Annotated in this window: 20 protein-coding genes; 13 read left to right on the forward strand and 7 right to left on the reverse strand. The window is 68.2% G+C overall.

What is annotated here, in order from left to right; all coding sequences use genetic code 11:
* Window positions 1–26: 26 nt before the first annotated feature.
* The 5 genes from ACSYDW_RS18060 to ACSYDW_RS18080 form a co-directional block, all read right to left on the reverse strand.
* On the reverse strand, window positions 27–917 hold the full coding sequence (locus ACSYDW_RS18060; RefSeq protein WP_438340120.1) for a carbohydrate ABC transporter permease: 891 nt from the start codon (window positions 915–917) through the stop codon (window positions 27–29).
* Window positions 917–1,822 carry a carbohydrate ABC transporter permease gene (locus tag ACSYDW_RS18065; protein ID WP_438340121.1) on the reverse strand — a complete coding sequence of 302 codons (906 nt, stop codon included), beginning with the start codon at window positions 1,820–1,822 and terminating at the stop codon, window positions 917–919. Before ACSYDW_RS18065 ends, ACSYDW_RS18060 begins: the two co-directional genes overlap by 1 nt.
* A 93-nt stretch (window positions 1,823–1,915) precedes the next feature.
* Window positions 1,916–3,208, reverse strand: coding sequence for an ABC transporter substrate-binding protein (locus tag ACSYDW_RS18070; protein ID WP_438340122.1), 1,293 nt, complete (start codon window positions 3,206–3,208; stop codon window positions 1,916–1,918).
* A gap of 110 nt (window positions 3,209–3,318) precedes the next feature.
* Window positions 3,319–4,533: an ROK family transcriptional regulator gene (locus ACSYDW_RS18075; protein WP_438340123.1), complete on the reverse strand. Its 1,215-nt coding sequence runs from the start codon at window positions 4,531–4,533 to the stop codon at window positions 3,319–3,321.
* Window positions 4,534–4,700: 167 nt separating this feature from the next.
* Entirely contained in the window at window positions 4,701–5,669 is a 969-nt protein-coding gene (locus ACSYDW_RS18080; RefSeq protein WP_438340124.1) for a quinone oxidoreductase family protein, read from the reverse strand.
* A 149-nt stretch (window positions 5,670–5,818) separates the two neighbouring features.
* On the opposite strand from ACSYDW_RS18080, the gene argC reads away from it, so the two are divergent.
* From argC to ACSYDW_RS18115, 7 genes are all read left to right on the forward strand, one after another.
* Window positions 5,819–6,850, forward strand: a complete 1,032-nt coding sequence (argC, locus tag ACSYDW_RS18085) for an N-acetyl-gamma-glutamyl-phosphate reductase (RefSeq protein WP_438340125.1) — start codon at window positions 5,819–5,821, stop codon at window positions 6,848–6,850.
* A gap of 11 nt (window positions 6,851–6,861) precedes the next feature.
* Complete coding sequence (gene argJ / locus ACSYDW_RS18090; protein WP_438340140.1) at window positions 6,862–8,025, forward strand: bifunctional glutamate N-acetyltransferase/amino-acid acetyltransferase ArgJ; 1,164 nt, start codon at window positions 6,862–6,864, stop codon at window positions 8,023–8,025.
* Window positions 8,026–8,076: 51 nt separating this feature from the next.
* Complete coding sequence (gene argB / locus ACSYDW_RS18095; RefSeq protein WP_438340126.1) at window positions 8,077–8,997, forward strand: acetylglutamate kinase; 921 nt, start codon at window positions 8,077–8,079, stop codon at window positions 8,995–8,997.
* Complete coding sequence (locus tag ACSYDW_RS18100; RefSeq protein WP_438340127.1) at window positions 8,994–10,238, forward strand: acetylornithine transaminase; 1,245 nt, start codon at window positions 8,994–8,996, stop codon at window positions 10,236–10,238. Before argB ends, ACSYDW_RS18100 begins: the two co-directional genes overlap by 4 nt.
* A gap of 4 nt (window positions 10,239–10,242) precedes the next feature.
* Complete coding sequence (gene argF / locus ACSYDW_RS18105) at window positions 10,243–11,211, forward strand: ornithine carbamoyltransferase (RefSeq protein ID WP_438340128.1); 969 nt, start codon at window positions 10,243–10,245, stop codon at window positions 11,209–11,211.
* Window positions 11,208–11,723 carry an arginine repressor gene (locus ACSYDW_RS18110; RefSeq protein ID WP_438340129.1) on the forward strand — a complete coding sequence of 172 codons (516 nt, stop codon included), beginning with the start codon at window positions 11,208–11,210 and terminating at the stop codon, window positions 11,721–11,723. The genes argF and ACSYDW_RS18110 overlap by 4 nt, the downstream gene beginning before the upstream one ends.
* 112 nt (window positions 11,724–11,835) lie before the next feature.
* Window positions 11,836–12,276 carry an SRPBCC family protein gene (locus tag ACSYDW_RS18115; RefSeq protein WP_438340130.1) on the forward strand — a complete coding sequence of 147 codons (441 nt, stop codon included), beginning with the start codon at window positions 11,836–11,838 and terminating at the stop codon, window positions 12,274–12,276.
* 168 nt (window positions 12,277–12,444) lie between these two features.
* Here the strand turns inward: ACSYDW_RS18115 and ACSYDW_RS18120 are convergent, their stop codons facing one another.
* Together ACSYDW_RS18120 and ACSYDW_RS18125 are read right to left on the reverse strand one after the other, a co-directional pair.
* Complete coding sequence (locus ACSYDW_RS18120; RefSeq protein ID WP_438340131.1) at window positions 12,445–13,005, reverse strand: O-acetyl-ADP-ribose deacetylase; 561 nt, start codon at window positions 13,003–13,005, stop codon at window positions 12,445–12,447.
* A gap of 141 nt (window positions 13,006–13,146) precedes the next feature.
* Window positions 13,147–13,944: a hypothetical protein gene (locus ACSYDW_RS18125; protein WP_438340132.1), complete on the reverse strand. Its 798-nt coding sequence runs from the start codon at window positions 13,942–13,944 to the stop codon at window positions 13,147–13,149.
* Window positions 13,945–14,184: 240 nt separating this feature from the next.
* Between ACSYDW_RS18125 and argH the strand changes: the two genes are divergently transcribed.
* From argH to tyrS, 6 genes are all read left to right on the forward strand, one after another.
* Window positions 14,185–15,600, forward strand: coding sequence for an argininosuccinate lyase (gene argH, locus ACSYDW_RS18130; protein WP_438340133.1), 1,416 nt, complete (start codon window positions 14,185–14,187; stop codon window positions 15,598–15,600).
* Between the two features lie 95 nt (window positions 15,601–15,695).
* Window positions 15,696–16,433 (forward strand): maleylpyruvate isomerase family mycothiol-dependent enzyme, encoded by a 738-nt coding sequence (locus ACSYDW_RS18135; RefSeq protein ID WP_438340134.1) that lies wholly within the window; start codon window positions 15,696–15,698, stop codon window positions 16,431–16,433.
* A 55-nt stretch (window positions 16,434–16,488) separates the two neighbouring features.
* Window positions 16,489–17,211, forward strand: coding sequence for a DNA-3-methyladenine glycosylase (locus ACSYDW_RS18140; RefSeq protein WP_438340135.1), 723 nt, complete (start codon window positions 16,489–16,491; stop codon window positions 17,209–17,211).
* Between the two features lie 13 nt (window positions 17,212–17,224).
* Window positions 17,225–17,731, forward strand: coding sequence for an adenine phosphoribosyltransferase (locus ACSYDW_RS18145; protein ID WP_438340141.1), 507 nt, complete (start codon window positions 17,225–17,227; stop codon window positions 17,729–17,731).
* A gap of 107 nt (window positions 17,732–17,838) precedes the next feature.
* Entirely contained in the window at window positions 17,839–20,121 is a 2,283-nt protein-coding gene (locus tag ACSYDW_RS18150; protein WP_438340136.1) for a HelD family protein, read from the forward strand.
* A 35-nt stretch (window positions 20,122–20,156) separates the two neighbouring features.
* Window positions 20,157–21,473, forward strand: a complete 1,317-nt coding sequence (tyrS, locus tag ACSYDW_RS18155; RefSeq protein WP_438340137.1) for a tyrosine--tRNA ligase — start codon at window positions 20,157–20,159, stop codon at window positions 21,471–21,473.
* Window positions 21,474–21,895 lie beyond the last annotated feature (422 nt).

Here is a 21,895-nt window from a genome sequence, read left to right on the forward strand (position 1 = left end):
CCGGACGGGCCCGGACCCTGCCGGGATCAGCCCTTGACCGAGCCGCTCATCAGGCCGCCGACGAAGTACTTGCCCAGCAGGATGTAGACCACCAGCGTGGGCACCGAGGCGATCAGGGCCCCGGCCATCGACGCCGCGTAGTCGGTGAGCTGGCCGCCGGCCAGGAAGCTCAGTGCGATCGTCACCGGCCCGTTGCGTCCGGAGGAGAAGAACGACGCGAAAAGGTAGTCGTTCCACGCCGAGGTGAACTGCCAGATCAGCACCACCACGAAGCCGGGGGCGGAGACCGGCAGGATCACCGAGGCGTAGGTGCGGATGATCCCGGCGCCGTCCATGCGGGCCGCCTCGATCAGTTCGCTGGGCACCGACTCGTAGTAGTTCCGGAAGATCAGCGTGCAGATGGGCAGCCCGTAGACGATGTGCAGCAGCATCAGCGACGGGATGCCCTGCGGGACCCCCAGGTCGCTCATCAGCTGGGTCAGCGGGATCATCACGGCCTGGTAGGGGATGAACATGCCGAAGAGGATCAGCGTGAACACCACGTTCGCCCCCGGGAAGCGCCACTTGGAGAGCACGTAGCCGTTCACCGACCCGAGTGTCGCCGACACCAGGGCGGCGGGGATGACCATCAGGAAGGTGCGGCCGAGCGCCGGGGCCAGCGTGGTCCAGGCCTTGGCCCAGCCGGCGGTTTCCCACTCCTGCGGCAACAGCCAGGCGCGCGAGGGGTCTGCGTCGGAGGTCCCCTTGAAGCTGGTGATGACCAGGACATAGGCGGGGATCAGGATGACGACGACGAAGAAGAGCAGCAGCGCGTACTTCAGGGTGCGGTTGATCCGGCGCCTGCCGTGGTGCGCCGTTCCCGCGGGGACGGTGTCGGTGCCGCCGGGGATGGCCCGGTCGATGGTCGGGGTTGCCATCAGCGCTTCTCCGCTCGCGAGGTGTACATGAGGTAGGGGATGACCACGAGCGCCACGAGCACCAGCAGGATCATGCCGATCGCCGCGGCGTCGGCGTAGTCGCTGCCGATGTACTTGACCCACATCATGGTGGCCGGGACCTGCACGTCGTAGGTGTTGGCATCCGGGACTATGGCGCGGATCAGGTCGAAGAGCTTCAGCGACATGTGGCCGATGATGATGACCGCCGAGAGCATGACGGGGCTCAGCTGCGGGAAGATGACGTGGCGGTAGAGCTTCCACTCGCTGCAGCCGTCGATCCGCGCGGCCTCGCGCAGCTCCTCGGGGATGCCGCGGAAGCCGGCGAGGAACAGCGCCATGACGTAGCCCGACAACTGCCAGATGGCCGGGACGGCGATCGCCGCGATGCCCCAGGTGGGGTTCGACCACCAGTCGTTTTGCAGGAAGCCCAGCCCCACCGAGTCCAACAACCGGTTCAGCCCGGTGGCGCGCTCGCCGCCGGGCTGGTCGGTCTGCAGGCTGGAGAGCAGCCAGCGCCAGACGACGCCGGAAGCGATGAAGGAGACGGCCATCGGGAAGAGGTACACGGCGCGGAAGAACCCCTCGCCCTTGGCCGGCTTGTCCAGGAGCCAGGCCCAGAGGAAGCCGAAGAGCAGGGTTCCGGAGAGGAAGACGACGGTGAGGATGAGGAGGTTGGAGAGCGAGTGCTGGAAGTTCGGGTCGGCCAGCAGGTTGGTGTAGTTCTCGAACCCGACGTACTTGTTGCTGGGCTTGGCCGTGTGCTGGTTGGTCAGGCTGACGCGGAAGTTCTCGGCGATGAGCCAGTACACGAAGACGCCGACCAGGATGATGGTGGGGGTCAGGAGCAGAAGCCCCGGACCCCAGTGCCTGACACGCCTGAACATGTGTATCCTCCCTCAAGGATGTGGAGCCAAGACGCGTGGGGGCGGTTGCGTGCCGTGTCGGCTGCTACCGCCCCACGTGGGTGGTGGATGTGTTTACTTGGCGAACTTTTCCGCGGTGGCGGCTGCCGATTCCTGCAGGGTTGCAACGTTGCCGTCGCCGCCGAACTTGCTGACCGCGGTGCTCAGGTCGTTGAGCCAGGCAACCGGGACCGCGGCGCCGTGGGCGAGGGAGGAGACGATCTTGTCCTGGGAGAAGTCCTTGATGGCGCTCTTCTGGTAGTCGGAGAAGTCGTCGGTCTTGGCCGTGGTGTTGGCGGGGATCGAACCCTTGGCCTTGTTGAAGGCACTCTGGCCCTCGGGCGAGCCTACGGTGGTCAGCCATGCCTTGGCGCCGTCCGGGTTCGGGGCACCCACCGGGAGGGTGAAGGAGTCGGCCAGGAAGTTGAAGACGCCCTGGGTTCCGGGCATCGGGAAGTAGGTGTAGTCGACCCCGGCCTTGTCGCCGTCCTGCGCGAACTTGGCTTCGGCCCAGTCGCCCATGAGGTTGTAGGCGGCGGCGCCGTCCTGTACGAGCTGCGTGGCAGGCGCCCAGTCGCTCAGCGAGTCGCGGTCGGAGTTGGTGTAGCCGAGGGCCTTCTTATAGGCCTCGATGGCCTTGGTGACATCCGCGCCCTTCCAGTCCGTCGTGCCGTCCCACAGGCCGTTGTAGCCGTCGACGCCGAGGCTGGAGAGCAGCACGTTCTCAAAGAGCTGGACCTGGGTCCAGGAGCCGCCCACCGCCAGCGGGGTCTTGCCCGTGGCCTTGATCTTGTCCATGTCGGCGAACCACGCGTCGAGGTTCTCGGCGGGCTTTTCCGGGTCCAGCCCGGCGTTCTTCAGGACCTCGACGTTGGCCCACACCACGTTGGAGCGGTGGATGTTGGAGGGGACCGAGTAGATCTTGCCGTCGACGGTGAGGCGGTCCACGAGGTCCTTGGGGAACTGGTCGGCCAGCTTGTTGTCGGCGTAGAAGCTTGTCAGGTCCTCGAGCTGCTCGGCATCGATGTAGTCCTGCAATTCGGCACCGGCGTGGGCCTGGAACGAATCCGGCGGGTTGCCGGCCTTGAGCTGGGCGGCAAGCACGCTCTTGGCCTGGGAGCCGGCTCCGCCGGCGACGGCCAGGTTGTCGAAGGTCAGGTTCGGGTAGTCCTTGGTGAAGACCCCGACGAGTGCGTCGAGGCCGACCTTCTCGGAGCCGTCGGCCCACCAGGTGAACACGCCGACCTTGCCTGTGGCTTCGCTCGGCGGGGCTGCCGATCCGGAAGGCGTGTCCGAGGCACCGCCACAGCCGGCCAGGGCCAACCCCAATGTTGCTGCCGCTGCAACCAGCGTGAGACGACGACGCATAACTACCTCCACGGATGTTTGAAAATGTTTGATCATGTCGAATTGCATGTTTGCAACTTCGACCATAGTGACCCTAGTCACATATGCAGTCAACTACTTAACGCAAATTGTTACCTGTGCATCGGTTCCGGGGCCGGCTGGGGGAGCGTCGCGGCCCGCCGGAGCACGAGCGCGGCCGCTCCCAGTGCCTCGGCGCGGTCGCCCAGCAGCGACATGCACAGCGTGGTGTTTTCCCCGATGACGGGTATGGCGTGCCGCTGCAGTCCGCGGCGGATCGGCGTGAGCAGCAGGTCGCCCAGCGGGGCCAGCGGTCCGCCCAGGACGAAGACCTCGGGGTTGATGAGGTTGGCGACGTTGGCCAGCGCGTGGCCGACGGCGGCCCCCAGGTCGTCGATGACCCGCAACGTGGCGGGGTCGCCGGAACGGGCCCGTTCGATGATGCCCTCGATGCCCACGGGCGAGCCCTCGGTGCGGCTGAGCAGCTCGACCATGATCCCGGTGGAGGCCACGGTTTCCAGGCAGCCGCGGTTGCCGCAGCGGCAGATCAGGCCCCGGTCGAAGATCGTCGAATGCCCGATTTCGCCCGTGATGCCGAGGCTGCCGTAGTACGGCGCGCCGTTGAGGATCAACCCGGTTCCGATTCCACTGCCGATTTTCAGGAAGCAGAGGTGGGCGCATTCCTGGTGCTCGCCCCAGGTAATTTGGGCCAGTGCGCCAAGGTTTGAGTCGTTGTCGATGAAAACCGGCAGGTCAAGGGCCTGGCGCAGGCGGGCTTCGATGTCGATGTCCACCCACTCCGGAAGGATCGCGCCGCGGACCACCATGTTGGTGCGGTGGTCGATGGGCCCGGGGATGCCGATGCCCGCGCCGATGAGCTGGCTGCGGGCGGTGCCGGTGCGCTCGCACAGGGATTCAAGGATCCGGGCGGCCGTCTCGATGCTGGTTTCCGCGCGGTGGCCTACCTCGAGCGCTGCGTGCTCCTCGTCGACGAGCCTGAAGCCTGGGCGGGCGAGGACCACCCGGACGTGGCTGCGGCCGAAGTCGATCCCCACCGCCACGTCCGCCTCGTCGAGCACCGTGACCCCGAGCGCGCGGCGCCCGGAACTGGTGGTCGGCGTGGTGGAGACGCGGCCTGAGGACACCAGGGCCTTGACGATGTTGGAGATTGTTGCCGTCGACAGGCCGGTCGAGCGTGCAAGTGCCGCTTGGGTGAGTGTTCCCTGGTTCCGCAGCGTGGCCAGGACGCGCTGTTCGTTGGACTCGCGGAGGGCCGACTGCGACCCGGGGTTCTGGTTTGCTGCGCGGGTGTGTGGATCTGCACTCATGCCTAGAAGCGTGGGCGAGCAACCCGCTTGTCGTCAAGAACCTAACGCAAGATTGGTGACTTATTGATTTTCTTGAACGCAGCGTTTGCCCATTCGGGTGGGACATTGTTGGGGATGCTTGGGGCGTGACCCCAACCGCCCTCGATGACGCTGCGTCTGGGTGCGGATCAGGGGACCAGGATCACCTTTCCGGTGGTGGCGCGCGATTCCAGGGCCGCGTGTGCGGCGCCGGCTTCCGCGAGCGGGAAGCTGGCCCCGACCCGGACCTTGAGTTTGCCCTGCGCCACCAGCTCGAACACCTCGTTCGACCGCCAGCGGCGTTCCTCGGGGGTCAGCAGGAAGTCCGACAGCTTGGGCCGGGTGACGCTCAGCGACCCGTGGGCGTTCAGGCGCTGCAGGTCGAAGGGCGGCACCTGCCCGGAGGCCCCGCCGAAAAGCACGAGCATGCCGCGGGTCTTCAGCGAGGCCAGGGAGTTCTCGAAGGTATCCTTGCCGATGCCGTCGTAGACGACCTCCACGCCGCGGCCTTGCGTGATCTCGAGGACCTTCGCCGGCACCTCGTCGTAGGCCAGCACGTGGTCCGCCCCCGCCGCCCGGGCCAGCGCGGCCTTGTCGTCGGTCGAGGTCGTGGTGATGACTGTGGCGCCGCGCAGTTTCAGCAGCTGGATCAGCAGCAGGCCCACGCCGCCGGCCCCGGCGTAGGTCAGCACGGTGTCCCCGGGCTTTACGTCGTAGCTGGAATTGATCAGGTAGTGTGCCGTCATTCCCTGCAGGGGCAAGGCTGCGGCTTCCTCGAGGGGGACGCCGTCGGGGACCGGGAGTGCCTTGTCCGCGTCGAGGAGCGTGTAGTCGGCGTAGACCGCGGTTCCCTCGGCCGTTGCCACGCGGTCGCCCGGGGCGAAGCCGTCGACGCCCTCGCCGACGGCCTCGACGGTGCCGGAGCATTCCGAACCCGGGGTGAACGGGTAGCCGACCTTGTAGATGCCCGCGCGCTGGTAGGTCTCGATGAAGTTCACCCCGGTTGCTGCAACCTTCACCAGCAACTGGCCGGGGCCGGGGGCGGGCTTTGCCGTCGCGACGTACCCAAGGACTTCGGGGCCGCCTGCCTCGGGGGCGACAATTGCATGGTGACTCATGGGTGAACTCCTTGGGTGACGGGATGTCTTGGTGCCACCCTATAGGCTTGGCCCTGACGTTCCCCACGGCTTGAAGCAGGATGACGCCCGGCCTCCACACTGTGAATAATTATTAGCTATCGTGCATAAATTCGTAGTAGGGTTTCACCATGACGATTTCAGTAGCTGTATCCGGAGCCAGCGGGTATGCGGGCGGCGAGGTCCTGCGCCTGCTTTCCAACCACCCCGACGTGACCATCGGCGCGATCACCGCGCACTCCAACGCGGGCCAGCGGCTGGGGGAACTCGCCCCGCACCTGCACACGCTCGCGAACCGCGTGCTTGTTGAAACCACCGTCGAGCAACTCAGCGGACACGACGTGGTCTTCCTGGCCCTGCCGCACGGTGCAAGCGCCGAAATTGCCGCGCAGCTTCCGGCCGACACCCTGGTCATCGACGCCGGTGCCGACCACCGCCTGGAATCCCCGGAGGCCTGGGAGAAGTTCTACGGTTCCGCCCACGCCGGGACCTGGCCCTACGGACTGCCCGAGCTTCCCGGCGCCCGCGCCAAGCTTGTCGGGGCCAAGCGGATCGCCGTCCCGGGCTGCTACCCGACCTCCGTCCAGCTGGCCCTGGTCCCCGGCTTCGCCGCGAACCTGCTGGAACCTGACGACGTCGTAATCGTCTCCGCCTCCGGAACCTCCGGGGCCGGCAAGAGCCCCAAGGTCAACCTCATCGGCTCCGAGGTCATGGGCTCGATGAACCCCTACGGCGTCGGCGGGTCCCACCGGCACACCCCGGAAATGGAACAGGGCCTGTCCCGGGCCGCTGGCGTCCCGGTCACCGTGTCCTTCACACCCACCCTTGCCCCCATGCCACGCGGCATCCTGACCACCGCCACCGCCAAGGTGAAGCCCGGCGTCGACGAGGCCACCCTGCGCGCCGCCTGGGAAGCGGCCTACCGCGACGAGCCGTTTGTGCACGTGCTGCCCGAGGGCCAGTGGCCGGCGACCTCCTCGGTCATCGGCTCGAACCACGCGCAGATCCAGCTCGCCTTCGACCCGCACGCCAACCGCGTGATCGTCTCGGCGGTCATCGACAACCTCACCAAGGGCACCGCCGGCGGTGCCGTCCAATCCATGAACATCGCACTTGGCCTGAACGAAACCGCAGGACTGGGTCTTGAAGGAGTAGCACCGTGAACAACGCACCCCTGGGAATCACCGCACCGGCCGGCTTCGCCGCCTCCGGGGTCACCGCGGGACTGAAGGCCTCTGGCAACCCCGACCTGGCGATCGTCAGGAACCTCGGGCCGGACTTCAACGCGGCAGCGGTCTTCACCTCCAACAGGGTGGCTGCCGCCCCCGTGCACTGGTCGCGCCAGGCCATCACCGACGGCCGCGCCGACGCCGTGGTCCTGAACTCAGGTGGCGCGAACGCCTGCACCGGTCCCGAGGGCTTCGCCAACACCCACGCCACTGCGGAGCACGCCGCGGGCGTGCTCGGCGTCTCCAGCGGCGACGTGCTGGTGTGCTCCACCGGCCTGATCGGCGAGCAGCTGCCGATGAACAAGATCCTTCCCGGAGTCGACGCCGCGGCAGCGGCACTGGGCACCGGCAACGAGTTCGACGGCGGAGCGGCGGCGGCCACCGCCATCATGACCACCGACACCGTGAACAAGCAGGCCGGCTTCGCGGGCAACGGCTACACCATCGGCGGCATGGCCAAGGGCGCCGGAATGCTCGCCCCGGGCCTGGCCACGATGCTCGTGGTCATCACCACCGACGCCGTGCTGGACCCAGCACAGCTGGACGCCGCCCTGCGCGAGGCGACCCGGGTCAGCTTCGACCGCGCCGACTCCGACGGCTGCATGTCCACCAACGACACGGTGATCCTCATGTCCTCGGGCGCCTCGGGCACCGTCCCGGACCTTGCCGAGTTCTCCGCCGGGCTGACCGGACTCTGCGTTGACCTGGCCAAGCAGCTGATCGGGGATGCCGAGGGCGCCGCCCACAACATCACCATCCGCACCTTCAACGCGGCAAGCGAGGACGACGCCGTCGAGGTCTCGCGCACCGTCTCGCGCTCGAACCTCTTCAAGACAGCGATCTTCGGCCAGGACCCCAACTGGGGGCGCGTGCTCTCCGCGGTGGGCACCACGAAGGCCGCCTTCGAGGCCGACGAGTTGAACGTCGCCATCAACGGCGTCCAGGTCTGCCGCAACGGCGGCGTGGGCGATGACCGCAACCTGGTGGACCTCACGGGCCGCGAGGTGCTCGTGGAGATCGACCTGAACGCCGGCACCGCCGAGGCCAGCCTCTGGACCAACGACCTGACCCACGAGTACGTCCACGAGAACTCGGCCTACAGCAGCTAGCCGTCCCCGGTGCGGCCAGCCCGCCCCAACGCCCCAGTGAGGACCCCCCAGATGAGTGACAACCAGCGCGCCGCCATGGACGTGGCGCAACGCAAGGCCGAGGCCCTGATCGAGGCGCTGCCCTGGATCCAGCGCTTCGCCGGGACCACCATGGTCATCAAGTACGGCGGCAACGCCATGATCAACGAGGACCTGCGCCGCGCCTTCGCCGAGGACATCGTCTTCCTGCGCCACGTGGGCATCAACCCCGTGGTGGTGCACGGCGGCGGCCCGCAGATCAACGCCATGCTCACCCGGCTGGGCATCGAATCCGAGTTCAAGGGCGGGTTGCGGGTGACCACCCCGGAAACCATGGACGTGGTCCGCATGGTGCTCACCGGCCAGGTGCAGCGCGAACTCATCGGCCTGATCAACTCGCACGGACCCTACGCCGTGGGCCTTTCCGGAGAGGACGGCGCCCTGCTGCGCGCCATGCGCACCGGGACCTACGTCGACGGCAAGCACGTGGACCTGGGCCTTGTCGGGGAGGTCACCGGCGTGAAGCCGGACCAGATCCTGGACCTGCTGGCCGCCGGCAAGATCCCCGTGGTCTCCACGGTGGCCCCGGAGGTCGACGACCGCGACGAGCCCACCGGCCAGGTGCTCAACGTCAACGCGGACACCGCCGCGGCGGCCCTGGCCAGCGCGCTGGGGGCCTCCAAGATGGTCATCCTCACCGACGTCGAGGGCCTCTACGCCGCCTGGCCAGACAAGTCCTCGCTGATCACCTCCCTGGACACCGAGGAGCTGCGCGCGCTGCTCCCGAGCCTGGAATCCGGAATGATCCCGAAGATGGCCGCCTGCCTCAAGGCAGTGGACGAGGGCGTGGAACGCGCCCACATCGTCGACGGCCGCCAACCGCACTCGATGCTGCTGGAGGTCTTCACCTCCGCCGGCGTCGGCACCCAAGTCATCCCCAAGGACGCAGCATGAACGAGATCATGGCCGAGGAAGTCGGCGACCTGAACACCCTGGCCGGCAGCGAGCTGCTGGACCGCTACAACACCTCGCTGCTGGGGGTCTTCGGGACCCCGGCGCAGGTACTGGTGCGCGGGGCCGGCTGCCTGGTCTGGGACGCCGACGGCAAGGAGTACCTGGACCTGCTCGCCGGGATCGCCGTCAACGCGCTGGGCCACGCCCACCCGCTGCTCACCTCGGTGATCTCCTCGCAGCTGGCCACCCTGGGGCACATCTCCAACTTCTTCACCAGCCCCACGCAGATCGCGCTGGCGGAGAAGCTGCTGCAGCTCGCCGACGCCCCGGCCGGCTCCAAGGTCTTCTTCAGCAACTCGGGCACCGAGGCCAACGAGGCGGCCTTCAAGCTGGCCCGCCGCAACGCCGGCACGCCCGAAGCCCCACGCACCAAGATCGTCGCCCTGGAACATGGCTTCCACGGGCGCAGCATGGGCGCACTCGCACTGACCTGGAAGGCCGCCTACCGCGAACCCTTCGAGCCGCTGCCCGGCGGCGTCCAGTGGGTCCCGGCAGGGGACATCGAGGCGCTGCGCGCGGCCGTCGATGACTCAACGGCCGCCGTGTTCATCGAGCCGGTCCAGGGCGAGGCCGGGGTCATCGACCTGGGTGCGGAGTACCTGCGGGCCGCGCGCGACATCACCGCCGAGGCCGGCGCACTGCTCATCTTCGACGAGGTGCAGACCGGGATCGGGCGCACCGGTGCCTGGTTCGCATCCGCCGGAGTGCTGCCCGACGCCATGACCCTGGCCAAGGGCCTGGGTGGCGGCTTCCCGATCGGCGCCATGGTCGTCTTCGGCGAGGCGAACACCGTGCTGCTCACCCCCGGGCAGCACGGCACCACGTTCGGCGGGAACCCCGTGGCCACCGCCGCGGCCCTGGCCACGTTGCACGTCATCGAGTCCCAAGACCTCCTGGCGCACGCGACAGCGGTGGGCGAGGAGGTGCGCGGCAAGCTCGCCGCACTCGACTTCGTCACGGAAGTCCGCGGCCGCGGCCTGCTGATCGGCCTGGACCTCGCGGCGGACGTCGCCCCGGGAGTCGTCAAGGCCGCGCTCGATGCCGGGTTCATCATCAATGCCCCGGGGCCGCACACCCTGCGCCTGGCCCCGCCGCTGATCGTCACCACCGAACAACTCGACACCTTCGTCGCGGCCCTGCCGGCGCTCTACGCCGCTGCCGTTTCCAGCACCCAGGAGTAAGACCATGACCACCACCGTTCGCCACTTCCTGACAGACCTCGACCTGACGCAGGCCGAGCAAGCCGAGGTCCTCGACCTGGCCGTGGCCATGAAGAAGGACAAGTACGGCTACAAGCCCTACGCCGGCCCGCAGACCGTTGCCGTGTTCTTCGACAAGACCTCCACGCGCACCCGCGTCTCCTTCGCCGCCGGCATCGCCGAGCTCGGCGGCTCCCCGCTGATCATCAACTCGGCCGAGTCCCAGTTGGGCCACAAGGAATCGATCTCCGACTCGGCCAAGGTCCTCGAGCGCATGGTCTCCACCATCGTGTGGCGCACCTACGCCCAGGCCGGCCTGGAGGAAATGGCGGAGAACTCCAGCGTCCCGGTCATCAACGCGCTTTCGGACGACTACCACCCGTGCCAGCTGCTGGCGGACCTGCTCACTGTCCGCGAGCACAAGGGTACGCTGGCCGGGCTGTCCATGGCCTACCTCGGGGATTCGGCCAACAACATGGCCAACTCCTACCTGCTGGCCGGTGTCACCGCCGGCATGCACGTGCGCATCGCCGGCCCCGAGGGCTACCTGCCTTCCGCCGGGATCATCGCCGCGGCCGAGGCCCGCGCCGCGGAGACCGGTGGCTCGGTGCTCGTGACCACGGACGCCGCGGCAGCACTGGCCGGCGCCGACGTGGTGGCCACCGACACCTGGGTGTCCATGGGCCAGGAGGACGAGAAGGCGCAGCGCATGGAACTCTTCCGCGACTACGCGGTGGACGCCGCGGCCATGGCGCAGGCCGCCGAGGACGCCATCGTGCTGCACTGCCTGCCGGCCTACCGCGGCTACGAGATCGCCGCCGAGGTCATCGACGGCCCGCAGTCCGTCGTCTTCGACGAGGCAGAGAACCGCGTGCACGCGCAGAAGGCCGTCATGGCCTGGCTGATGGCCAAGTCCAACCTGGTCGAGGTCCCAGGGGTGGGCGGGACCCGATGAACTCGAGCGCATCCTTCCAGCCGACCACCAAGATCGCCCGCCAGGCGCGGGTGAGCTCCATCCTCTCCACCAGCACCGTCCGCTCGCAGGCAGAGCTCGTGGCGCTGCTCGCGGCCGAGGGCATGGCTGTCACCCAGGCAACCCTGTCCCGCGACCTCGTCGAACTCGGAGCCGTGCGGGTGCGCGGTGCGGACGGCGGGCTCGTTTACGCCATGCGCCAGGAAGGCGGGGACCGCAGCCCGCGCGCCGGCGTCAGCCAGGAGGTGCATGACGCCAAGCTGGCCAAGCAGTGCGCCGAACTCCTTGTCACAGCGGAGGCCTCGGGAAACATCGTGGTCCTGCGCACCCCGCCGGGCGCCGCGAACTTCCTGGCGCTGTCGATCGACCATTCGACGATGCCCCAGATCCTGGGGTGCATTGCGGGCGACGACACCGTCATGCTGGTGACCCGGGACGTGGACGGCGGGGCCGAGGTCGCCGCGCGGTTCCTGGCGCTCGCGGATCCGCAGTAGCGGGGGCCGGCGCGGCCGACCGGGTGGTTGGTCGCGAACAAACCTTGAGAAGAGCCGCCCCAGGTGCCACTATCGAGTTGCACAGGGGGTTGGTTCTTTGAGGGGTGAACTCGTGGAAGTACGAATCCAGGATGCGATTGAGGCATCCGCAGACATCGAGGCAGGAGCCCCGGCGGTGTGGGACCTGATCCGGGAGCCCGGATGGTTCATCAACGGCGGGGAAATCGGCAAGCACCGGATCGAGAGGAACGGGGCGTTCTCGGTCGTGCACGACGCGATCTACGGGCGCTTCGAATTCGAGACGGTCACCCTGGACCCGCCACGGTACGCGGCCTTTCGCTCCTTGGGGGGAGACGACTGGGACGACCCGGTGCCCAACACGCTGATCGAGTTCTGGGTGGAGCGCATCAATTCCGGAGGTGTCCGCCTGCGGGTCATGGAAAGCGGTTTTGCCGGGTTCGATCCGGAGGAACACACCCGCATGATTTCCGCCAGGACGCTCGGCTGGCAGGTCGAGATGCAGGCCGCCGCCCGGCACCTGCAAGGGAAGTAGCAACTGAAGCAACAAGGGGACCCCGAGGGTCCTCCGGCGCCCGCGACCTGCGTGCAACGGGGCCGGTACGCACCGACGTGCACGGCACGGACCCGGCGGCACGAACCACGGCGTTGTTCCCCGCGGATGGTGGGGAACAACGCCGTGGGTGCTTTGGGCCGTGAACGGTCAGTGGTCGTGGACCAGCTCGCTTTCCGTGCGCGGGATGTCGAACGCCCGGTGGAAGGCGGCCTCGACATCGGTGTTGTAGGCGACAAGGACCACGCGGTGGATCGAGGTCACATGCTTGTAGGTCTCGAACCAGCTCTTGATGGCCCCCGCGGCGACCGACGCGACGTCCTCCGGGTCCCACCCGTAGGCGCCCGCCCCGATGGCCGGGAACGCGATGCTCGTGGCTCCCCGGCGGGACGCGGCGTACAGGCTGTTGGTGAAGCAGTCGGCCAGCACGCGGGTGCTGGTCTGCCCGACGTGCCGGTTGGGGCCCGGGGTGTGTATGACCCACCGTGCGGGCAGGTTGCCGGCGCCCGTGGCCACCGCCAACCCGGAGGGAAGCCCGTCGGGATACGTCGTCGCCCGGAGCTTGCGGCACTCCGCCAGGAGCTCGGGGCCGGCCGCAGCATGGATCGCACCGTCAACGCCGCCGCCGCCCAGAAGCGAGGTGTTCGCAGCATTGACGATGGCATCAACCTTGAGAGTCGTGATGTCGCCCTGCACGATGTCGATTTGCATTTCGGTGCTCCTGTCAGTGGTCGAAATCTCCTGATAAGCAACACCATACGCCCGAGGTCAACGGCCGTCGCCAGTTCCCCAGCCATTTCACAGTTCATGACGGCACGGCCGCCCGCGGCGAGCGCGTGCGGCCGGGTCCGGTTAGGCCGTGCGGGAGGTGAATTCGGAAACCGTTGCGTAGTCGCCCTCGGCCGGCATCTCGTGGTGGACGGCCTCGTTCCAGCCCGTGTAGGTGCTTGTCATGCGGGTGTATGGCTCGTAGCCGACGGTTTCCAGGCTCAGGGGCAACGGTGACGGGTCGTCGCTGAGCCACAGCGTAGCCTCCGGGGAGCTGAATCTGTGGGCGGGAACGCCATCCAGCTCGAGGAGTCCCTGGTACTTCATCTGCTCGTTGAAGGAGGAGTCCTCAAGGAAATCGGAGAGGTCGTCGATCTCGTCGGAGACCAGGACCATCGAGGCGACCTCGGAGCCGGGCAGCTTCAGCCAGCGGTCCTCCCGCAGGGCGTCGAGGTAGTCGAGGTGGTCGGTGGGTTCGATCATGTCGCCGTGCCACTTGTTGGCTTTCACGTAGTAGGCATTTCCGGCCTCGGCGGCGAGCCATTCGACGTGGCCCCTGCCGTCGCGCATTTCGAAGTGCTGTGTCCCGAGCAGGTCGTAGTCGCCGGAGGCCTCGTAGCTGAAGGGCACGCCGTCCATGGTGCCCCGGGCCGACACCGTGACCTTCTCGGCCGCCAGCAGGGCATCGATTGCATCGGCCAGCAGGTCCTTGCCGGCGGACTCCAGCCCCGGAGCTGCGGGGCCGGCGGCCGCGGATGGCGCCGTGGCGGGGGAGGAGTGCGCCGGCGAACCCTCGACCCCCAGGTATGTGCAGGAGGCAAGGCACAGGGCGGCCGCGCTGCCCATCGCCAGGGCAGCCAGCAGACGTGTGTGTTGTTTCATGCCTTGGCGTGTTCCTCGATGACGGCACCGTCGGCGTTCGTTTCGGTCATGTGGACAGCGTACCGGCATGCGCCCCCGCAATCGCCGCGTACGCACGAGCTTGAATATTTATGTAGACTGATGCATAAGTATTAGGAAAATGCTTCAAACTAGATCTGGCTCACACGCGCTGGACTAGGATGGACAGTGGTTTTGGACAGCTAGCGAACCGGCACCCGGGGGTGCTCGGAAGGACAAGATATGGGATCGTCAACCAACGAAGGCGCACTCTGGGGCGGGCGTTTTGCCGGCGGACCGGCCGACGCGCTTGCTGCACTGAGCAAGTCGACCCATTTCGACTGGCGCCTGGCCCGCTACGACATCGCCGGATCCCGCGCCCACGCCCGCGTGCTGCACACCGCGGGCCTTCTCGACGCCGGGGAGCTCGCGGGAATGATCGCGGCGCTTGACTCCCTCGAGGCGGACGTCGTTTCCGGCGCCTACGTGGCCTCCGAGGCCGACGAGGACGTCCACGGCTCCCTGGAGCGCGGATTGATCGAGCGCGCCGGGACCGCGCTGGGCGGCAAGCTGCGTGCCGGACGCTCGCGCAACGACCAGATCGCGACCCTGGGGCGCATGTTCCTGCGCGACCACGCCCGCATCATCGCCCGCGGCGTGCTGGCAACCATCGACGCGCTCGTCGAGCAGGCCGAGGCCCACCCCAACGCCGCCATGCCCGGGCGCACGCACCTGCAGCACGCCCAGCCGATCCTGCTCTCGCACCACCTGCTGGCCCACGCCTGGCCGCTGCTGCGCGACCTCCAGCGCCTCGCCGACTGGGACGCCCGCGCCGCGGTCTCCCCGTACGGTTCCGGCGCGCTCGCCGGTTCCTCGCTGGGCCTGGACCCCAACGCGGTGGCCGCGGACCTGGGCTTCGACTCCGCGGCCTGGAACTCGATCGACGGCACCGCCGCCCGCGACGTCTTCGCCGAATACGCGTGGATCGCCGCCATGATCGGCGTGGACCTCTCCCGCGTGTCGGAGGAAATCATCCTGTGGGCCACCAAGGAATTCTCCTTCGTCACCCTGGACGACGCCTTCTCCACCGGCTCCTCGATCATGCCGCAGAAGAAGAACCCCGACGTCGCCGAACTGGCCCGCGGCAAGGCCGGGCGCCTGATCGGCAACCTGACGGGCCTGCTGGCCACGCTCAAGGCCCTGCCGCTGGCCTACAACCGGGACTTGCAGGAGGACAAGGAGCCGGTCTTCGACGCCACCGACACCCTGGAACTGCTGCTGCCGGCGGTCTCCGGCATGATCGCCACCCTGAAGTTCAACACCCCGCGCCTTGCCGAGCTCGCGCCGCTGGGCTTCGCGCTGGCCACGGACATCGCCGAATGGCTGGTCCGCCAGGGCGTGCCGTTCCGCGAGGCCCACGAGCTCTCCGGCGCCGCGGTGAAGCTCGCCGAGTCCCGGGATGTGGAACTGTGGGACCTCACCGACGAGGACTACGCCGGCATCTCCGTGCACCTCACCCCGGAGGTCCGCTCGGTGCTCTCCACCGAGGGGTCGCTGAACTCCCGCTCGGCCCAGGGCGGCACCGCCCCGTCGGCCGTCGCCGCCCAGCTCGAGGCGCTCAAGGCCGCGCTCGTGCCGGTTCGCGGGTTCGCGGGCTAGACGCCGGCAGGCACGGCGTGCGGAAGGCGGGGACCGGTCCATCCGGGCCCCGCCTTCCGTGATTTCACCCCGCCGCTGCGGCTATGCTGATCGGCATGACTGAGCTTTCGCACCGGGACCTGAGCGCCCGGATCCTTGCCGCACTTTCGACGCTGCGCACCACGCTCTCCACCGTGGACGCCGCGGCGTCCGCAGCACCAAGCGTCCTGCCCGGCTGGAACCGCGCCCACCTGCTGGCCCACATCGACGGGTTCAGCCGCGCCGCCGTGCGCCAGCTGGAAACCGCCGGGTCCCGGGAACCCTTGGCCATGTACGACGGCGGGGTTGCCGGGCGCAACGAGGCCATCGAACTGACAGCCCTGATGCGCCACGACGCGCTGCTGGAACGTGTCGCGGGGTCCCTCGACGCGCTGGAGGCCGGCATCCGCGGCATCGGAGCGGGGGACTGGGCCCTGCCGACGGGCTTCCAGGACGGCGGCGGCGTCGAAGACCTCGCCCATGCCGTGTGGCGCGAGCTGGTCATCCACACCTCGGACCTGGGCCTGGCCCGCTCGGTCGCCGACTGGGAACCCGAATTCTGCGCCCACCTCTTCGAGGCGCTCGAGGGCCGCGTTCCCGAATCCCGCCGCTACATCCTGCAGCCGCACGGTGCCCAGCGCATCGTGCTGGGTACCGGCGAGCACGCCACGGTGCTCAGTGGCACGGCATTCGACCTGGCCGCCTGGCTGGCCGGCCGCGAGCCGCTGGGCCCCGTCCAGGCCACCGCCGGTGCCGACGGCGCCGCGCTGCCGGAGCTCGAGCCGTGGATCGTCAAGCCCAAGGCCCGGAGCTAGCGGGAAGCCCGGTGGACGGGTGCCGCGGAAGGACCCGGGGCACGCTCCGGGCAGCGTGAACGGCCAGATGAACGGCAAGGCGGCGGGCAGCGGCCCGGGGGAGTGGGAGGCACTGCTGCGGCTGCCCTCCACGTTGCTGGCCCCGCACCTGCTCGGCGCCGAGGTCTCCACGTTCATCGACGGGCACCTGGTGCGTGCCAGGCTCACCGAGGTGGAGGCCTACAACGGCTCCGACGACCCCGGGTCGCACGCCTACCGGGGCATGACCAAGCGCAACGCTGCGCTCTTCGGACCGCCGGGCACCGCCTACGTCTACTTCACCTACGGCATGCACCACTGCGCCAACGTCGTCTGCGGGCCGGAGGGCACCGCCTCGGCGGTGCTGCTGCGGGCGGCGGAAGTGCTCGAGGGGGAGGACACGGTTCGCGCCCGGCGCGGCAAACCCGGCACGTCCGGCGCCCCGGCGCACCTGCTGCTTTCCGGACCGGCGCGCCTGGCCCAGGGGCTGGGGCTGAACCTGCGCGAGAACGGCGCGGGCTACCTGCGGGGCACCGCGCGCGGCCCCGGGCCGACCCTCGGGCTCGTGAACCTCGCCACCATCGCGCCGGCCCATGCCAGCGGACCGCGCACCGGTGTCTCGGGCGCCGGGGGCACGGAGGCCTACCCGTACAGGTACTGGCTGCCGGGGGAACCCAGCGTCTCCCCGTACCGCCGGGCGGCGCCGCGTCGGCGCCCGGCCCAAACGGCACTAGACTGTACGGGTGAATCCAGAGCCTGAAACCATCGCCGACATGCTTGACCGACTGAGCGAGATCGTTCCCGACTACCCCTCCGCGGGCATCTCCTTCAAGGACCTCACCCCGGTCTTCGCGGACCCGCAGGGGCTGCGCCGCATCGTGGAGGCGGTGATCGAGCCCTTCCGCGGGCAGTTCGACGTCATCGCGGGGCTCGAGGCCCGCGGCTTCGTGCTGGCCGCCGCAGGCGCCTACGCCACGGGGACCGGGATGATCACGGTGCGCAAGGCCGGAAAGCTGCCGCGCGAGGTCTTCCGCGACGAGTACACCCTGGAGTACGGCAGCGGCGTCCTGGAGATCCACCGCGACGACGTGGCACCGGGCACCCGCGTGCTGATCCTCGACGACGTGCTGGCCACCGGCGGCACCGTCGGCTCCGCGGTGCGCCTGCTGGAGACGGCCGGTGCGAAGGTCGTCGGCGTGGGCGTCGTCCTCGAGCTCGACGGCCTCGGCGGGCGCGAGCGCCTCGAGGGCCACGCCGTGCATTCCCTCCAGCTGGTCTAGGCGCCGCGGTACCGCGGGCTTCCCGCGGTTCGCGGCGGCCGTCCCGCGGCCGCCGCGCAAGAGAGTACACTTGTCTGTCCACGAATCCGTTCCACCAGGAGTGCTGAATGCCAGAGTCCACGACCGTTCACCGGGAGCTTGAAGCGGAGCGCGAGTACGTTGCCAAGCTCTACGGCCGGCTCGATGAGTTGCGCGCCGAGAAGCAGGAGCAGCTGGCCCGCACCCGGGCGGCCGGGGCGCAGGGCACCTTGCAGAACGTGTCGGAGCGCGACTCCTTCGCGGCGCTCTACGAGGACCGGCTGGCCCAGCTGAACGCCGTGGAGGACCGGCTGGTCTTCGGCCGCCTCGACCTCGACGAGGGCGTGAACCGTGCCGGCGAGGAGCCGGGCGCCCCGCGCTACATCGGCCGCATCGGCATGACCGACAACGAGCTCACCCGCCTGATGGTGGACTGGCGCGCCCCCGAGGCCGCCGCCTTCTACCAGGCCACCGCCCTGCACCGGCAGGGCGTGCGCCGCCGCCGCCACCTGATGCTGCGCGGGCGCACGGTGCTTGGCCTCGACGACGAGGTGCTGGACACCGAGCTCTTCGGCGAGGAGGACACCCACCAGGGCGAGGGCGCGCTGATGGCGGCCCTGACGCAGAAGCGCACCGGCCGCATGGGGGACATCGTCGGCACCATCCAGGCCGAGCAGGACCGCATCATCCGTGCGCCGCTGGCCGGCGTGCTGGTGGTCCAGGGCGGGCCGGGCACCGGCAAGACCGCCGTGGCGCTGCACCGCGCGGCCTTCCTGCTCTACGAGCACCGCGAGCGGCTCAAGAGCGCCGGCGTGCTGCTGGTGGGCCCGTCGACCTCCTTCATGCGCTACATCGAACGCGTGCTGCCCTCCCTGGGTGAGACAGGCGTCGTCATGTCCTCGCTGGGCGAGCTGTACCCGGGGCTGCGCGCCATCCCCGAACACCACCGCGAGACGGCCCGCGTCAAGGGAAAGCAGATCATGGCCAAGGTCGTGGCCAAGGCCGTGGCCAACCGCCAGCGGCTGCTGGCCGAGGACCGCCGCGTCGTGGTCGAGGGCACCCGGCTGACGCTGACCCGCGGCCAGGTGCGCCACGCCCGCGAACGGGCCCGCGCCGCCCACAAGCCGCACAACGAGGCCCGCGACATCTTCGTGAAGATCCTGGTGCGCGAACTCGCCGAGCAGCTGCAGCAGAAGCTCGAGGAATCCTCGGGCAACGGCAACGCCGTGGACCGCAGCTACCTGGTGCAGGAGGTGCGCGAATCGCGCGACGTGCGGATCGCGCTGAACCTGTGCTGGATGCCGCTGACCCCGCAGTCGCTGCTGGAGGAGCTCTTCGCGAAGCCCCACCTGCTGGCCGCCGCGGCGCCGCAACTGGGCGAGGCCGAGCGCCGGGCCCTGCACCGCGCCCCGGGCTCCCCGTGGACCGAGGCCGACGTGCCGCTGCTGGACGAGGCCGCCGAGCTGCTGGGCGAGTTCCACGCGGTGGGCAACAAGGACGCCGGAGCCGAGGCGCAGCTGAAGCGCGATGTCGAGAACGCCGAGGCAACGCTGCGCAACGTCAACGAGATGCTCTTCAACGCGGGCATCGACGGGCTCGTCGAGGCCGAGGACCTTGCCGCCATGAACCAGGAGACCGAGGTCCGCCAGACCGCCGCCGAGCGCGCCATGGCCGACCGCAACTGGGCCTACGGGCACGTGGTGGTCGACGAGGCGCAGGAGCTCTCCCCGATGCAGTGGCGCCTGCTGATGCGCCGCTGCCCGCTGAAGTCCTTCACCGTGGTCGGCGACATCGCCCAGACCTCCTCGGCGTCGGGTGCCAGCAGCTGGGAGCAGGCCATGCGCCCGTTCGTGGCCGAGCGGTTCACGCTGGAGGAGCTGACTGTCAACTACCGCACCCCGACGCAGATCGCAGAGGCCGCGACCCGCGTGGCGCACGCCGCCGGATTGACCATCTCCACCCCCAAGGCCGTGCGCGAGGGCGAATGGCCGCCGATCGTGGACCGGTTGCCGGAGGGCACGCTGCTGGAGAAGCTGCGCGAGGTCCTGCCCGGCGAGGTGGGTATCGCCGACGGCGGCCTGTTGGCCGTGATCGTTCCCGAATCCAGGCTCCGCGCGGTGCGCGCGTCGGTTGTCGAGCAGTTCGGCCGCCGCGTGGGCACCGGCTCCGGCGGCCTGAGCCAGGACATCGTGGTGCTGGGGGCACGAGAATCCAAGGGCCTGGAGTTCGACGTCGTCGTTGTCCTGGAGCCACAGGAACTGGTAGACGAGGTCGAGGGAAGCGTTGGCGACCTGTATGTTGCGATGACCCGCACGACCCAGCGCCTGCGCATCCTTTCCGAGGGACCGATCCCCGCCGGGATCGACACCTAAGGGAAAAGATCGCCGGAGACTGCTAATTTAGTAGGGTGTCTGAAAACGAGCAGAATCCCGCACTGGCGGGACAAAGTAATGATCCGTCCTTTGAAAACATCTGGCAGGAACTGAAGTGGCGTGGCCTGGTCCACGTTTCCACCGATGAGACCGAGCTGGAGAAGGTCCTCTCCGAGGAGAGCATTACCTATTACTGCGGTTTCGACCCCACGGCCCCGTCTCTGCACCTGGGCAACCTGGTCCAGCTGCTGAACATGCGCCGCCTGCAGCTGGCCGGCCACAAGCCCCTCGGCCTGGTGGGCGGGTCCACGGGCCTGATCGGGGACCCGCGCCAGACAGCCGAACGTGTCCTGAACACGAAGGAAACCGTGGCCGAGTGGGTGGGCAAGTTGCAGGCCCAGGTCGCGCGCTTCCTTTCCTTCGAGGGCGAGAACGCAGCCCGCATGGTCAACAACCTGGACTGGACCGCCCCGCTGAGCGCGATCGACTTCCTGCGCGAGGTCGGCAAGTACTTCCGCGTCGGCACCATGATCAAGAAGGAGACCGTTGCGGCCCGCCTGAACTCGGACGAGGGCATCAGCTACACCGAGTTCAGCTACCAGGTGCTGCAGGGCTACGACTACCTGCAGTTGCACAAGCTTTACGGCTGCACCCTGCAGACCGGCGGTTCGGACCAGTGGGGCAACCTCACCAGCGGCACGGACCTGATCCGCAAGGTCGAGGGCAAGAGTGCGTACGCGTACGGAACCCCGTTGATCACCAACTCGGACGGAACCAAGTTCGGCAAGTCCGAGGGCAACGCGATCTGGCTGGATGCCGAGATGTGTAGCCCGTACACCTTCTACCAGTTCTGGCTCAACACCGCCGATGCCGACGTCGCCTCGCGCTTGAAGGTCTTCACCTTCCTGAGCCGCGCGGAGATCGAGGCCTTGGAGCAGGAAACGGCAGAGCGCCCGTTTGCCCGCAAGGCCCAGAAGGAACTTGCCTACCTCGTGACCTCGTTGGTCCACGGTGTCGAGGCAACCGACAAGGTGATTGCGGCTTCCGCGGCACTCTTTGGGCAGGGCGAACTGCGCGACATGGATGAAGCGACGTTGCGCGCCGCAACCGGCGAACTGAAGAGCACGACCGTCGACGGCGAAGAGCTGGACATCGTTTCGGTCTTGGTGGCTTCGGGTCTCTCCGAATCGAAGTCGGCTGCCCGCCGAACGGTTGGCGAAGGCGGCGCCTACGTCAACAACGTGAAGTACTCGGAGCTGGACGCAGTAGTCAGCCGCGATGAACTGCTACATGGCCGTTACCTTTTGGTGCGACGGGGCAAGAAGAACCTGGCTGTTGTTGAAGTTGACTGATTAGGGCTTCGGCGCGCCGCATCAGCGGAGCGACTGTGGAACCGGTTCGGGCTGGTGCTGTGATTCACGGCACGCACCTGAACCGGTTCTTCCTGTTTCGGGGCTGTGAAGTCCCGAAATCCCGTATGATTCCGGGACTCACCCCGGCGCCGGCGGCAGCAACCGGCGATTTGCCGGGGGACTGAAACGTGTGTATTGTTTTCTAAGTCGCCGCGGCAAGCGAAACGCTTCCAGCCGCAAAGACAAGCCAGTTTTTACAACGTTGATTCGTTGAAAAGATGAACGTTTAGTAGTTGCAAGTGAATCGACAGAGAATTCGATTTGACATTGTAACGGCTAAACAATAAATTATAAACATCACCCCGGAAGAAACGCCGATCGATTCTTATGAATCAAATGAGCGCCGAACCGGGAGCTGTCTG

The sequence above is a fragment of the Paeniglutamicibacter selenitireducens genome, assembly GCF_051550675.1.
Classification (GTDB): Bacteria; Actinomycetota; Actinomycetes; order Actinomycetales; family Micrococcaceae; genus Paeniglutamicibacter.